Genomic DNA, 14,127 nt, shown 5'->3' with positions numbered 1-14,127 from the left:
TGTTGGCAAATATACATTAAAGTTACAATAACTGAGACATCCTGATTATAGCTGCATATTACTCAGTCAGATCATGAAGAATCGATTTCTGTTGCTAGTAAACAAATTATGGCAAAAACAGCGGTTATTCATCCAAAAACTGAAGAACTCTCTGAATTATTTTAAGCCGATCGAGAACGATCACCAACATCGCAGGATGAGTTTCCCAGCCCAGGCGATCGCAGGAGTCATCATCTCTACTGTAAATGCACTGTCTGTAACTGCACTGTCTGTAACTTCAAACCCTTTACCCAATATCTCCTACAAAACATCTTGGATCGGTAACACCTTTGGCGGTGGCAGTAAGTGGGTACAAATTCAAATCAGTGCCATGTACGTGGCAAGCGATGGCACTGTTTACACCAATAGCGTCTGGGATGAAGCGGGTAGAGAGGCAGGAATTTATAAAGATGGAGATGCGATCGCCAAAGCTAGTAATCTTCATGGATGGGAAAGAACAGGAGGAGAAGCAGTCACGGCAAATAGTAAATACCTTTATCTCGCCATGACACAGGGGGCAATAGACATGATGCTCCCTCAAGATTATCCCCCCTCTCAAACAGACTGGTATTGTGTGAGACGCTACAACTTATCGGGAGAGCCTGCTCCCTTTGCAGGTGGGCGTGGCTACGATAAAAGTATGTTAATTGTTAGCACCTCCAGTCAAGTAACTGGATTAGCTAACGCTGGCAGCGAACTGTATGTCAGTGATAGTGCCGCTAACCGCATCCGCGTCTATGATAGCGAAACCTTGGCCGAGCTACGCAGTTGGCCAGTCGATCGCCCCAAACAAATAGCTGTAGATACTCAAAGTAACCTATGGATTCTGCAAGCGAAAGACGCTAGTAATCCTCCCAAGATTCTGCACTATTCCAAGACAGGAACCTTATTATCCCAGAAAATTACCGATGTTGTAGACCCTACAGCCCTAGCGATCGATCCTCAAGGTAGGCTATTAGTCGCAGAAAATGGCCCTCGTCAACAAGTGCTGATTTACGATATCTCAGGAACCCCTAAGTTAATAGGGGCTTTTGGCACTCAAGGCGGCATTTATTCTGGAACTCGCGGAGAAGTTGGAGAACTTAAACTCAACGGTTTAACAGGAGTGGGTACGGATCGAGGCGGGAATATCTACGTTAGCAATGATGGTTTTGGTGGTTCAGGGACCGACTTGAGAAAGTTTTCCCCTCTCGGAAAAATGCAGTGGCAATTACTGGGTTTACAATTCGTAGATAATGCCGATGCCGATCCAGGTACTGACGGACTTGATGTGTTCACCAAACACGAACATTTCGTCATGGACTATAGCAAAGAAAACGGTCAGGAATGGAGCTATAAAGCATATACCCTGAATAAGTTTCGCTACCCAGACGATCCGCGACTGCACAACCAAACCCATTCGGCGACCTCAGTTTTTGTCCGTCGAATAGAGGGAAAACGTTTCTTATATCTTACGGGGATGTTTGCCCACCAGATTAGCGTCTACCGCTTTGATGGAGAAATTGCTGTTCCCAGCGCCATTTTTGCGAGGGATCATTCTACCTGGCCAACGAATCAACCAGCGACGGGAAGCTGGTTATGGCATGACAAAAACGGAGATGGCTCAATTCAAAGCAATGAATATGAAAGTTTAGGTGCAGAAGATGATTCGATCTGGGGTTGGGAAGTTGATAGCAAGGGCGATGTATGGCAAGCTAGTGAATCTGGCTACATTAAACACTATCGCTATCTGGGATTAGATACCTATGGCACTCCGAGCTACAATGCTGCCTCTTCCGAAAAAATACCAATGCCAGCGCCTTTTAACAAGCTCTTAAGAATTAAATATTATCCCGATACAGATGTAATGTATCTCGGAGGCTATACAGTTGATCGCCCGCATACAGGTGAGGAATGGGGAATAGTCGGCACAGAGATTGTGCGCTACGACAACTGGACAAGGAATAAAACACTGCGCTGGCGCATAACTCTTCCCTACGATCCGAAAGCCAACCCCATGCTAATTATTAAGGCAATGGATGTGGCAGGCGATCAAGTATTTGCCGTTGATTCTAGAAAGGCTGAAGTATATGTGTACGATACTGGCACAGGAGCTTTTGTCACAAAGTTAACTCCCGGTACAGAGGTGGCAGGTGAGACTGGTTGGGTAGATATTCCTTATGCACTGCGCGCTTATCGGAGAGCAAAGGGTGAATATGTAGTGTTTGTAGAGGAAGATGCGAAAGCTAAAGTGATTGTGTATCGGTTTGGAGAAAAGTAAACTACCGAGTCGTATCAAATCCGGTGGCATAGGAATTAATATTACCCACAGCCAGGGACAAGACAGTCGTTTCCCTACAATTAATCAGGCGATGGTTACATCTTTAGCGAAGGCGATTGATTATTTTGGGGTAGGGAAACGGCATTGCCGTGTCCTCCGTTGGCTCAAGTTTCAAACTTTATTTTGTTTCCATACCAGAGCACTCGCAATACAATTCCACTGTCTTCTCAATCATCAATTCCCGATCGAACACCGAGGAAGCATACTCCGCACATCGTTGACCCATCTGCAAGCGAAAATCCTGATTCACAAGCTTTTGGATTGCCTTTGATAAAGCCTCTGCATCATCGAAGGGAACGATATAACCTGTTTTTCCTTCCTCAATCTGATCCAAAGCTCCTCCTGCTGGTGTCCGAATCGGAACTGTTCCACAGCACATCGCTTCCGCCACCACTAAAGCACACCCTTCTAAACGGCTTGGTAGAACAAAAATATCTGATGCCCAATACACTTCTCGCATATCATTCAGGTAGCCCGCAAAAATAAAAGAATGCGAATCATCTTCACTGACAAAGGCATATTCCTTAATTTGCTGCTCCAGATCCCCAGAACCCGCGAATAAACACTTCAACGACATTTTGGGAAATTCCTTTCTGATTAGCCTAACTGCGTCGATCAAAACATCATGTCCCTTAACCCAATTGAGTCTTCCTACGAGAGTACATACTAGATCTTTTTCCTCAAATCCGAACTTTTCCCGTGCCTTTTGTCGCTCTTCTGAACTAGGAAGACGAAAATAGTTTGTATCAGTGCCAGCTAATATCTTGCGAACCTTATTTTTATGAAAACCCAAATTTTGGATCAAAAATTTTTCAATTTCTGAAGAATAAGCAATAAAAGCTTTTGGTGCAAACGATCTCAAATATATCTGATATTTTCGGATTTTTGGTCGCAGTACAAATTTTATGAAGTTTGAATTTTCATCTTCGATTAATAAATGAAAGGTAGCAACACACTCTAACCCAGTGACAATTTTGAGGATACGCGCCAGCAGCAACATCGAGTATCCATGTGCGTGAAATAGGGAAATTTCATATTTATTTACTATCTCCTTAATCCGACTGATACTAGCCCAAGTTGGCAGAAAAGGTTTTATATCCTCAAATACGATCCAGTCTTCTGATAAGTCTTTGAGTGCTTGAAAACTCTTTTCCGAACTTGCGTCGTAATTCACTTGCCCCGTAATCAGGACAACCCTCCAACCAACCGCTTTGAAGCCGCGCATCAAAGTCTCGCAATGAGAGGCTACTCCGTCGTTACAATCGACACGCTTTAAGAGAAATCCTACTGTTTTTTGTGGTTCCATTTTCTGTTATTTACCTCACAAACTGTTACCAGTGATACAGAGATTTTTTTGAGTAATAACTGATGCTATTGGCAAAAGTGTTACAAACACTATTCAAAAATTGATTATAGACTAGATTTGAACCCGACGATCCGTTGATGCTGGTAGTGCTTATTAGCTGCCATCCCTAGACCCAAAAATCCCCAGAAAACCATGCCAGAGATACCAACGATCACATTTGAACCAGCTAGCATCGGCAAGAACCCAACAACAATAGCACGAGCAGCACTGGGAAACGGATCGGACTTAGACTTAGAGGATTGGAACAGGCTGTAAAAACTTAGGAGTAAACCACCTATATAGGGAATGGCTCCCATCCAGCCCAAGGTGAGAAGTAGTTCGATAATTCCACTGTCGATCGGCTGAAGAGTTCCATTTCCCTTACCAATAACCTCACTCAGCGCAAGATTTAGTGTTTTGCCGTAGAGGTCTGCTCTGTCCTTTGCACTCTGATCGTCCTTAACGTTAGTCAAACTGGTTACACGAGACTGAATGACTTGAGAAAATGGCTCGACTGTGGACAACGGTACAATACATAGGGCGATCATCAAGATAAAAGCAATTAAACGAATTTGAAAACTCCCTTTTAGAGAACCGAGCAGGGTAATTAAAGCTATTATCAAGCCTCCCCAAACTGTGCGTACCGATGTTAGCAGGACAGACAAAATGCCAACTGCTAAACCAGGAATACGCAAATTGCCTTGACCAATAAATAGCAAGATATTCCCCGCTAGCATTACTATTCCAAACTGTAAGGGCGCATTCATGGTACTCCACACTCGAAGTCCAAGGGGTTCTGGTTTTCCCATACTGGTATATAGTTTGGTCTGTATCAGCCAGAAACGATCCCACTCAGGTGCAACTAAGTATTGATAGACGCCATAGGATGCTGTCACTAATACACCCCAGAGAAAAGTGCGCTGAATGTTTTCGCGATAGCTGGGATAATCTCGCCAGTTCACAAATAAGTGGAAACCAAACAAAATGGGGCTGACCCAAGTCATCAGAGAGACGATCGCCGGAACAGGTAAGCCATTAATCAGACCAACCAGAAAACCATAAAACACACCCATAGCAGATAGGATAAAAGGTAAGCCACCTTGTTCATGTGCTTTGGGAAGGTTGCGGTAGAAAGTTATAATGGTGATCGTTGCCACCAGTAGAGGGGCTAACAACATGGGACTGGGATCGGTAAAACCGCTCCGAAAATCCGATACACGGCGAATAAAAGGTGTGAGGAAAAACACCCACCAAGTGAAACCTACATAGAGGATGGGATACCGCAAATATAGGAACAGGCCGACGGCAAGAGAACCCGCTGGAAAGATTATATTCAGAACTTTACCCAGACCTGCTGCAAGGCAGAGGGCAGTAATCAGTAAAAGTCCCAGGATTGCCATCCAAGCTGCCTGGGGTTGTAGTGTCAGAGAGAAGCCCTGTTTTCGAGAGTTATTCGGAATTCCCTGTATTTGACTCATTACTAACTACTTTTTAGGTTTGTGGAATCTTTAACTAGATATTCAGTTTTAAATCTTAGCTTTTAGGAATCTTTAACTAGGTTTTAGGTTTGAAGAATTGTTTTCCCTAGCACCTAACACCTAACATCTTACATCTTTATTCGGACTGTTGCCATGTTTCCCAAGCCTGCCAACGTCCACGTAGAGATGCCAGTAATTTCTGTCCTGCTAAGGTGCCTTCTTTAGGTAGGAATCGTAACCATTGTAAAAAACCCGGGGCATCTCGTGTTCCTACGAATGTTGCCCAGAATACAAATGCAGTACGTCGAGTCAATGATAGGTTTTCTAACAAAACTAAAGTTTCATTGTGTACGGCATTAATCAAGGCAATGTCATTGAATCTATTGCGTTGATCTTCGTCAAAACGTTGGGCTGGAAAGTGATCGACTGCTACTTTTGGATCGTAGATTAGCTTCCAGCCTGCCCGTTTTAAGGCCAGACTAAATGCTAGTTCAAAGTGTACCTGGGCTCCAGTACCTCGCATCCGGCGATCAAAGTGCATTTGGCCGATCGCACTCCGCCGAAAACTCATGTTTACACCCTTGAGCACATCTACCTCACGGGCTTCTCCCATCCCTAAGTGATGTCCGCCGATGACTCTGCCAAACCACTGCACTTGTCCCACTACTTCGCGTTCCCCCTTTTCTAACTGGGTGCCGTGATACACCCAATCCCGCCCCCCTACCCCACCGATATTGCTATCTGACAAAAAGTGAGCCTCGATGCGTTCCAGCCAATCGGTGTGAGGTGCGGCATCATCATCGGTAAAGGCGACGATAGCCCCACAAGCGACATCCATTCCTACATTCATGGCGGCTACCACACCAGACTCTCTCACTGTGGCAGTTCGCAGTGGTAAGAATTTTGAGTTTAATGTTTGGACAAATGTCCAAGTTTCAGTATCCGTATCCCGAACTACTACTAAGACTTCATCAGCAGGACGTTTTTGTTTTTTGAGTGCGTCTAAGCAGCGTGCTAAGTCTTTCGGGCGACAGTAACTGGGAATGACAACTGAGATAGTCAGCACGGCTGGAGTTCCTCAAATAAATTCACATAATTACTTGCCATATTAGCCCAGCTATGCTGTTCGGCTATAGTTCTAGCTACTTGACCCATTTGCTGTCTTTGTTGCCGATCGCATTTAACTAATTGATTCAACGCCTCAGCTAAAGCCTGTGTATCCTCTGAGTCTGGCAAAACGAAGCCACAGTCTGGTGTCACCAACTCGGCCGCCCCCGTCGTAGCAGCCGTAATCACCGGTATTCCTGTCGCCATTGCTTCCAGTACCACTAAACCAAAAGGCTCATAACGGGACGGAAAAACTAAAAAATCTGCTGCTTTCATCAAGTCGGGGACATCTTGCCGCAATCCCAGAAAATGTACCCGATCATCTAATTTTAGCGATCGCGCTAACTCAGGATAGGGACTACCTGCGGTTCCACCCACAACTGCAAGGTGCAATTGGGGAACTTGCACTAAGGAATGCAAGACTGTGTCCAAGTTTTTCCGAGGTGTACGGATATCTCCAGCAAATAGCGCCAGAGGCACTTCCTCTGATAAACCCCATTTTTGCCGATCAACAATACCAGGAGCAAATTCTCGTAAATCAATGCCATTTAAGATCGTCCGAATTCGATCGCGTGGAACACCGATCGCGATTAATTCTTGGGCGACTTTCTCAGAAACGGCTACTACGACTTTCGCGCGATCGAAGGCTTTTTTCTCCCAATCAGCATTTAAGGCAGTGTAAAACCGCTGATAAGTGCCACGCAAGCTCAGATTTTGTGTTGAGAGATTGCAGGGCGATCGCAACCAGGAACTATGGATAAAATGCACTGCATTCACATCTCCCTTAGCCGAAGTAATTGCACCATTGAGTTTAATAACGTCAAATTCTTTTTGATGTTTATTTAACCACCAAGCACTTTGAGTGGAGAAAGCTATTTCGCGAACAAGTTGCAATGGATACCCTTTAACTGGAATAGAAATCCAATCGACCTGACTGTGTTGTTGCAGTTTCGGGTCTACGTCACTCGCTAACAAGGTAACATGATGACCGCGGCGAATCGCTTCTGTGACGACTTCATAGTTCACGCGACCTTGACCGTCGCCTTTCATGACTTTGTGTGTAACGAGGCAAAGCTTCATTTACTACCTCTTTTTTGAGACAAAGTTGCTTCGTACAAAGTCAGATTATCGCCGGCATTCCCATGCCAACTATACTTTTGTGCCGCAGCATAGCCATTACGGCGCAATTTTTCCAGGTAGGGGCGGTCTGTAATTAAGCGCTCCAAAGCATTCTCGATCGCCAGAGTGTCACGAGGCGGGACTAAAATGCCATTATCTCGATCGCGCTGAACTTCCATCAGCCCTGGGGTGGAGGTAGTGACAGGGGCTAAACCGCAAGCTATAGCATCCATAAGAGCGACGAATTGCATAAGAGATTAAGTTAGTTAACGTAATAGAACTTTTTCGGGACCAATAATCTGAGCATTTTGAAGAATATCGATCGCATTGGAGAATTGAAGTGCATTATTAATTCCCGCTGTCACCACTAGAATAAATGCTAATCCAAGCACCACAGGTCGCATTTTTGTGAGGACTCCGAGACTCACTAATATTACTAATGAAGGAGCATAATGTAATGAATAGAGAAAGATTTCAAAACCATGAATGGTATGAAGTAATAGCTGTCCCAGTAGCGTCAACCCAAGGGTGAATCTTAATTGAGGATGCTGCTTTACGGAAAAAAGTGCATACAATCCCAGGGCTAATAACCCTCCCCAAGTAACAGTTGCAACTTTCCCCCAGCAGCCACCTGAGCCTAGAGCTGATGTCTGAATACTCAATACTTGACCTCCAGATGAACCAACCCAATTACTATTAATGATCTCAAGAGAGGGCATCACAATGGAATGGAAGAAAAAAATACTGTATCTCTTTAACACCATAGAGATATTTGAAGGCCAGTATAAATAGTCCGTTTGCTCTGCTGCTCCTCTAGTAAAAATTGCTCTTAACGCGGCAGTTGGAAAGAAAAATTTTTGGATAATAGCTAACAGTATGAATAGAACAAAAGCACCAGCAAAAATTTTCAAACATTGTTTCCATCGATTTTTTGAAATAGTCGCTATGATTCCTGCCATCAAATTGGTGATTGTTATACCTACGGTTAAAACATTCGCAGCCATATACCAGTAAGGGGAAAGTTGACGATAATCTGCTACTGTAACAAGACAGTACACAAGTAAAATAGTCTCTCCTCCAAATAAGAACGATTCTGGGACAACAAACCAAAATCTTGCGGCTGCGGTTATGGATGCCAAAATACTAAAAATTGCTGCATCAATTTTTTGGTAGCCTAGCAATCTGAAGAGGATGAATATTGTTCCAATGAAAAGCCCAGAAACTACAGAAATAAATGCTCTGACACCTGTAATAGGTTCCAAATGAAAGATTGTTAGGATTGCTAATATTGGTAAGCAACTAAACAATGCATACAGAGGATGAGCTGAAATTGTAGCATGGTTGTAATTTGAGTCACTCATTCGGAAGAAGCTTTTATTGATATCACTATCAAACCAAATGTCCGTGACATTAAAGACTATAGGATTAACTAACTGTGCTGCGGCAAAAGAAGTGCAACCCGTGAATAATATTAGGCTGAATACTAACCAAACATTTGCTTGATATTTATGGAATAGCTGAGATGCAGATAGGGATTTCATTGTTATCCTCGCTTTTGAGAAAAGGCTTTTTCGTAGAGAGTCAGAGTATTTTTAGCCACGGAATTGATAAAAAATATTTTTTTTATATCTTTTTATAACTAAAGTGGCGTTTTAAGTTATTAATCGGTTTTTCAAACAATAGCCAAGATGGTATTGCAATCGCCAGTGTAATTATCATTTTCAATAAAACCTCAAGCGGTAGCGGAATTTGAGAGAATAAATTCAACTCATAGGCTTTCGCAAAGGTAGGATTTAGGAACACATGGTAAAGATAGACTCCATAACTAATTTTGCCCAGAAATACAAGAGGTTTCAGTTCCAAAATCTTTCCAGGAAGACCGCTAAAGCCTTCCGATGCCCGATTGATTAACCATATATAGAAAATTGCCAAAACGGTTGGTCTAACCAGCATATTAAATAGCGCTATATTATTCAACAAAATAAGTAATGGCAAGCAAACCCATAATCCTAAATTACATAAAATATGCTGATTTTGCTTAAACTGCTCGTGGTTATGTTTGTAGAATGCGAGTAAAGCACCTAGTGCCAGTGAATCCATAGATGCAAGAGGGAAAACAAGAATCTGGACTTCATTGAAGTTAAATCCATAGCATATAAACTTAGATACAACTCCCAGACCAATGGTTATAAATATAGCTTTTAACAAGTGTTTTTTAGGCAAGAATAGCATAACACACGGCCAAATTAGATAAAATTGTTCCTCCATGGCTAATGTCCAAAAGTGGCTTGAAGTATCATCCCATTCACCTCTGATTAGAACCATAATGTTGGTTGTATAAGTCAAGTGCCAAAAAAAGACACTTCTAACTTGATTGAAGCCAATAGCAGTGACAGCAAGGGCTAAATAGTAAATAGGAAATATCCGGAGAAAACGCCGTATATAAAATCTTTTAAGTGTAAATCCGATACTTTGATTATTTGATTTGATGGTATCTCTACACCGGAGGAGAATACCAGTTATCAAGAAACCACTAAGTACGAAAAAAAGTGTAATTGCTGATGTACCCCAATGGAGAATTGGTTTCAAATAAGAGAGAATAGAACCCGAAACATTGCTTGTTACAAAGTGTTCAAGCATTACAGCAAATACAGCTATTCCTCTAAGGGCATCTAACTGAATCATGTAACCTGGATTTTTAATTTTTGAAAGGTTTTGACTTGCACTCATATCTTTATTCCTTTGTAAAAGTGGTTGAGTTTTTTCTGTCCTTCTGTATCACCTCATTGATTTTGTATTTGGTGATAATCCCAAAGTTTGCCGCGTAGCGCCAGTAATTCGTTATAGGTTCCTTGCTCTACGATTTCTCCCTGCTCGAGTACAATAACTTTGTCGGCTCGCATAATAGTTGATAGACGATGTGCGATCGCAATTACGGTACGACCTACAGAAAGCTTTTCTATAGACTCCTGAATCAATCGCTCTGATACAGAGTCTAAAGCACTGGTTGCTTCGTCCAAAATTAAAATTTCTGGATTGCGTAACAAAGCACGAGCGATCGCAATCCGTTGGCGTTGACCGCCTGACAATCGTACCCCCCTATCTCCGAGTTGAGTCTCAAATCCTTCTGGCATATCTTGAATAAATTCTAGAGCATGGGCGAGTCGAGCTGCTTCTTGAATTTCCTTTTCTGTTGCGCCTTCTTTTCCATAAACAATATTGTTGCGAACCGAAGTATTAAAAATGAAAGTATCCTGACTTACTATAGCCAGCTTTTGTCGCAGAGAGTGGATCTCAAACTGTCGTAGATCCATTCCATCAATAAGCACCTTCCCTTGTGTTGGATCGTAGAATCGAGGAATCAGGTCAGCCAAAGTTGTTTTGCCAGCACCGGAAGCTCCTACCAGCGCTGTCATCCTTCCTCGTTCAATGGATAGCGTGATGTTTTGGAGAACCAAATCATTAGTATCGTAGCCAAAATCTACACCGATAAACTCGATGGAGTCCTTTAATCCTAAAAATTCAATTGAACCATTTCTAAAATATGTTTTATTATCCGTTCTCAAAAGGTCTTTGATATTCTCAGCAGAGCCGTGCAAACTACTAAGAACTGCTCTAGTTCCATTCACATCTTGGATAATTGGAACTAAGCGCACCAGGATAAATAGAAATGTTAGTAATGAAGCTACTTTCAGCGGACCATTCGTTAAAACACCCGTGAACGCTACAAGAATCATACCAATTAAAATTGTAGTTGCTATCCCTTCCGCAATGGGCTTTACCATTGCCCAAAGCCGGATAATTCTGACAGAGGCGCTGACAAAATCTTCACTAGCTTTGTAGTAACGCTTTCGCTCAAAATCCTGAGTAGCAAATGACTGAATTGTCCGAATTCCACTAATAAATTCTATAGCTGTTGTGGTAAATTGTCCATTAGCGGTTGATATTTCAAAACTTCTTTCACGGACTCGCTTATTCAACGTAGACAAGCCTACAGCCATAAGAGTGAAAAGCATTATTGAAATGAGTGACAACTGCCACGAAATCAAAATCATCGACATCAGGTAAATGGCGATGGTTAGCCCCCTAGTGAACAAGAAAGCACTGCCATTAAAAATGTTCTTAAATTTTTCTATTTCCGAGGTAATTGTATTAATCAATTCTCCTGATTTTGTTGTAGCAAAGTAACTCAGATTTACAGCTTGAAGTTGTTCAAAAATCTGTTTGCGGAGCCGATCCATCAAATTAAGTTGACAATTTTCCGTATAAGTCTGCGCCAAATAGTTAAATAAGGCGCGCGTCCAGGTACTCAGCCATATTAAAGCTGATATTCGGTAGAATCGGCTGGTAGCAGATGTATTGACTCCTAATACCCAAACATCAAACCAGCCGATTCCTGTCTTAATCGGTGCTGCATCAGGATTCGTCAAGCTTTGTAAAAAGGAAAGCAGAAACCCAATACCAACACCTTCAAAAGTCGCTGCCAGAAATGAAAATACTAGAGCTAAGATTACAACTTTAGGAAAGTATTTGAATTCTCGCAGGAACAAGTAATTTTTCTGCCAAAATTTTGTATTTTTTATCAGATCATTAACTGAAGTAGGAATTTTTAGGTGCATATTTTCTGAGTGATATTAATCAATAAGTTATATAGCTATTTTATACCATAAATTTTGGAAAAATCTAAAAATAGTTATAAAATTTTTAAATTCTAAACTGACAGATACTCCTCTAATTGCCCCCGATTTCAATTTATTTTTGTTAACTTCCACAAGTTTATTAACTCCTGAACAGGCTCTAGGTTATATTTTTTTGGTAATTCATCCTGCCATACTGGAGGTAAGCCGAAAGGGCTGTAAACAAACACATCACTAAATTTATTAGGAATATCAGGCAAATCAGAGCTCTTGACTAACTGAAGCCGCACCTTTGAATCAAGTAAATAACTCAAAGATAATAATTCAGTAGGGTTATATTTATAATTACTACTCACTACAAGTGGGTGATTAGTTTGATTAATAAGTTGACTTAATTTCTCATTCTGAGATGGATTACTTATCGACACTTTTGTGTTAGCATTCACCGCACAGGCTAAAACTTGACCGGAAATCACAATAGCTATGATTATTTTCAAAAATTTTCTTGGTTGTGAAATTTCTATAGAGGCAATTTTAGTAGTAAAAAGATAAGCGATAGATAGGTGAATGGCTAAATAGCAAGGAATCCAATATCGAGCAGTTGTTGACCGGGTTCCCCCAAAAATTACATCGGGTAACATTAAAGGTAAAGAGTTAGAAATAATTAATATTAATACAAACAGCCAAACCTGTTTTGGGGTGTGACGACATAGAAAATAAATTGAATATCCAATCAACACAGTAATACATAAAACCAATGAATAGAATAAACTAAAAGATGGTATTTTAGGTATTTCTAAATCAAAAAAAATTAATCTTATATTACTGAACCACATTTTAAACAAGTCTAATAAACTTGCTTTTTCATTAGTCCATTCCATTGACCGATTTACTTCCGGTAAGTGATAAATAGTAGTCCAAATCCAAGGTATAAAAGTTATAAATCCTACAATCGATGCTGCAAAATAAGAAATCAGTGTCTTGGTAAATCGAAAATTAGAAGTTATTAAAATATACAAACCATGTGCAATTGCAACAAATACAAAGAAAGAGTAACCATATAGTCCGATCGCTAGCGTCGCTGCATAAATTGCCCAACCAACTCTAGTTTTTTGCCGCATGGCTTGTAACAATACAGCACTTGATAGTAAGGTTGTTACAGTCCAAAAACTATACTCTCGTGCTTGCTGGGCATACTGTACATGAAATGGTGATACGGCTATTAATCCAACTGCCATCCAGCCTACCGTAGGAGACTTAAATAGTTCCATACATAGCCAGTAAATACAAGGAAACACCAGTAAGCTCAGAAAAGTAGAAAGGCTTCTAATTACTGCCACAGAATCACCGAAGTACTGTACCCAAAACCGTAGAATAATGTAATAAAGGGGTGGATGTTCGGGGGTTTCTGTTGCCAAAGCATTAATGGTATCTGTTAGGGATTTTTCTGGTCTAATATGCACATATTTCTGTAAATCTTCAGAGCTAATAATTTGACCCTTGAAGGTTTGTTGAATGAATTCTTTTTGGGTATAACCAGAGATTTGTAATGAAGTAAGTGCTTCATCACGCCAGTAAATTTTTTGGTCAAGATTGACAAACCTAAAAAATATACCTAATAGTAGCAATACCAGGCATAAAGTTTTGGGTCCAGACAAAGAATTGATTAAGGATTTGATTTTATATATTATCATGATTGTTGAATTGTTCACAATTCAAATAGATTAGTAAATGCCGTTGCTGAATTGGGATATGAAATTTGTAGGATAAATCATTCTTTTATTCCCGAACACCTATCAACTTAGCATAAGTCAGTTGTGTTTGTAAGTGAGTCTTATTAGAATGTTGGTAACATTTTTTTTGATCCGCAAGTATCTAACCATTAGGCTGCCTATCTTGCCTATCTTTATTTTAGCAGAAGTCGGGTAAATCTTTACTCGATCTGTGTTCTAGTCGGGTTGTTACCCCCCCCGGGTTTAATACTTGATGAACTACATTTAACTTGACTTATACCAATTTACTATGAAGTTGCACTTAATATAGCTTCAAGGATATAGTCCCAACCACAGAGGGATAAAACTT

10 protein-coding genes are annotated in these 14,127 nt (G+C 41.1%); 1 reads left to right on the top strand and 9 read right to left on the bottom strand.

What is annotated here, in order from left to right; all coding sequences use genetic code 11:
* Positions 1–73: 73 nt before the first annotated feature.
* Positions 74–2,299 carry a hypothetical protein gene (locus QUA13_RS23600; protein ID WP_333202434.1) on the top strand — a complete coding sequence of 742 codons (2,226 nt, stop codon included), beginning with the start codon at positions 74–76 and terminating at the stop codon, positions 2,297–2,299.
* Between the two features lie 178 nt (positions 2,300–2,477).
* Here QUA13_RS23600 and QUA13_RS23595 read toward each other — a convergent pair whose 3' ends face one another.
* The 9 genes from QUA13_RS23595 to QUA13_RS23555 all read right to left on the bottom strand — a co-directional run bounded on the left by QUA13_RS23595 (position 2,478) and on the right by QUA13_RS23555 (position 13,757).
* Positions 2,478–3,665 carry a glycosyltransferase family 4 protein gene (locus QUA13_RS23595; RefSeq protein ID WP_333202432.1) on the bottom strand — a complete coding sequence of 396 codons (1,188 nt, stop codon included), beginning with the start codon at positions 3,663–3,665 and terminating at the stop codon, positions 2,478–2,480.
* Between the two features lie 104 nt (positions 3,666–3,769).
* Complete coding sequence (locus QUA13_RS23590; protein WP_333202430.1) at positions 3,770–5,182, bottom strand: O-antigen ligase domain-containing protein; 1,413 nt, start codon at positions 5,180–5,182, stop codon at positions 3,770–3,772.
* Positions 5,183–5,318: 136 nt separating this feature from the next.
* Entirely contained in the window at positions 5,319–6,248 is a 930-nt protein-coding gene (locus QUA13_RS23585; protein ID WP_333202428.1) for a glycosyltransferase, read from the bottom strand.
* Positions 6,242–7,369 (bottom strand): glycosyltransferase family 4 protein, encoded by a 1,128-nt coding sequence (locus tag QUA13_RS23580; RefSeq protein WP_333202426.1) that lies wholly within the window; start codon positions 7,367–7,369, stop codon positions 6,242–6,244. The genes QUA13_RS23585 and QUA13_RS23580 overlap by 7 nt, the downstream gene beginning before the upstream one ends.
* Positions 7,366–7,659 carry a glycosyltransferase gene (locus tag QUA13_RS23575; protein WP_333202424.1) on the bottom strand — a complete coding sequence of 98 codons (294 nt, stop codon included), beginning with the start codon at positions 7,657–7,659 and terminating at the stop codon, positions 7,366–7,368. Before QUA13_RS23575 ends, QUA13_RS23580 begins: the two co-directional genes overlap by 4 nt.
* Before the next feature lie 15 nt (positions 7,660–7,674).
* A complete protein-coding gene (locus tag QUA13_RS23570; RefSeq protein ID WP_333202422.1) occupies positions 7,675–8,949 on the bottom strand; it encodes a hypothetical protein in 1,275 nt (424 codons plus the stop codon).
* 82 nt (positions 8,950–9,031) lie between these two features.
* Complete coding sequence (locus QUA13_RS23565) at positions 9,032–10,138, bottom strand: acyltransferase (protein ID WP_333202420.1); 1,107 nt, start codon at positions 10,136–10,138, stop codon at positions 9,032–9,034.
* A 53-nt stretch (positions 10,139–10,191) separates the two neighbouring features.
* A complete protein-coding gene (gene hepA, locus QUA13_RS23560; RefSeq protein WP_333202418.1) occupies positions 10,192–12,027 on the bottom strand; it encodes a heterocyst formation ABC transporter subunit HepA in 1,836 nt (611 codons plus the stop codon).
* A gap of 128 nt (positions 12,028–12,155) precedes the next feature.
* Positions 12,156–13,757: a glycosyltransferase family 39 protein gene (locus QUA13_RS23555; RefSeq protein ID WP_333202416.1), complete on the bottom strand. Its 1,602-nt coding sequence runs from the start codon at positions 13,755–13,757 to the stop codon at positions 12,156–12,158.
* Positions 13,758–14,127 lie beyond the last annotated feature (370 nt).

This window comes from Microcoleus sp. S28C3 (assembly GCF_036700785.1).
Taxonomy (GTDB): domain Bacteria; phylum Cyanobacteriota; class Cyanobacteriia; order Cyanobacteriales; family Microcoleaceae; genus Microcoleus; species Microcoleus asticus.
Note: the sequence above shows the minus strand (reverse complement) of the source record. Positions and strands in the feature narration are given on the sequence as shown.

What these genes read in the sequence shown, in the direction of transcription:
- QUA13_RS23565 (WP_333202420.1), bottom strand. Translation starts at nt 10,138, where the DNA reads ATGAGTGCAAGTCAAAACCTTTCAAAAATTAAAAATCCAGGTTACATG.
- QUA13_RS23595 (WP_333202432.1), bottom strand. Translation starts at nt 3,665, where the DNA reads ATGGAACCACAAAAAACAGTAGGATTTCTCTTAAAGCGTGTCGATTGT.
- QUA13_RS23600 (WP_333202434.1), top strand. Translation starts at nt 74, where the DNA reads ATGAAGAATCGATTTCTGTTGCTAGTAAACAAATTATGGCAAAAACAG.
- QUA13_RS23580 (WP_333202426.1), bottom strand. Translation starts at nt 7,369, where the DNA reads ATGAAGCTTTGCCTCGTTACACACAAAGTCATGAAAGGCGACGGTCAA.
- QUA13_RS23570 (WP_333202422.1), bottom strand. Translation starts at nt 8,949, where the DNA reads ATGAAATCCCTATCTGCATCTCAGCTATTCCATAAATATCAAGCAAAT.
- QUA13_RS23575 (WP_333202424.1), bottom strand. Translation starts at nt 7,659, where the DNA reads ATGCAATTCGTCGCTCTTATGGATGCTATAGCTTGCGGTTTAGCCCCT.
- hepA (WP_333202418.1), bottom strand. Translation starts at nt 12,027, where the DNA reads ATGCACCTAAAAATTCCTACTTCAGTTAATGATCTGATAAAAAATACA.
- QUA13_RS23590 (WP_333202430.1), bottom strand. Translation starts at nt 5,182, where the DNA reads ATGAGTCAAATACAGGGAATTCCGAATAACTCTCGAAAACAGGGCTTC.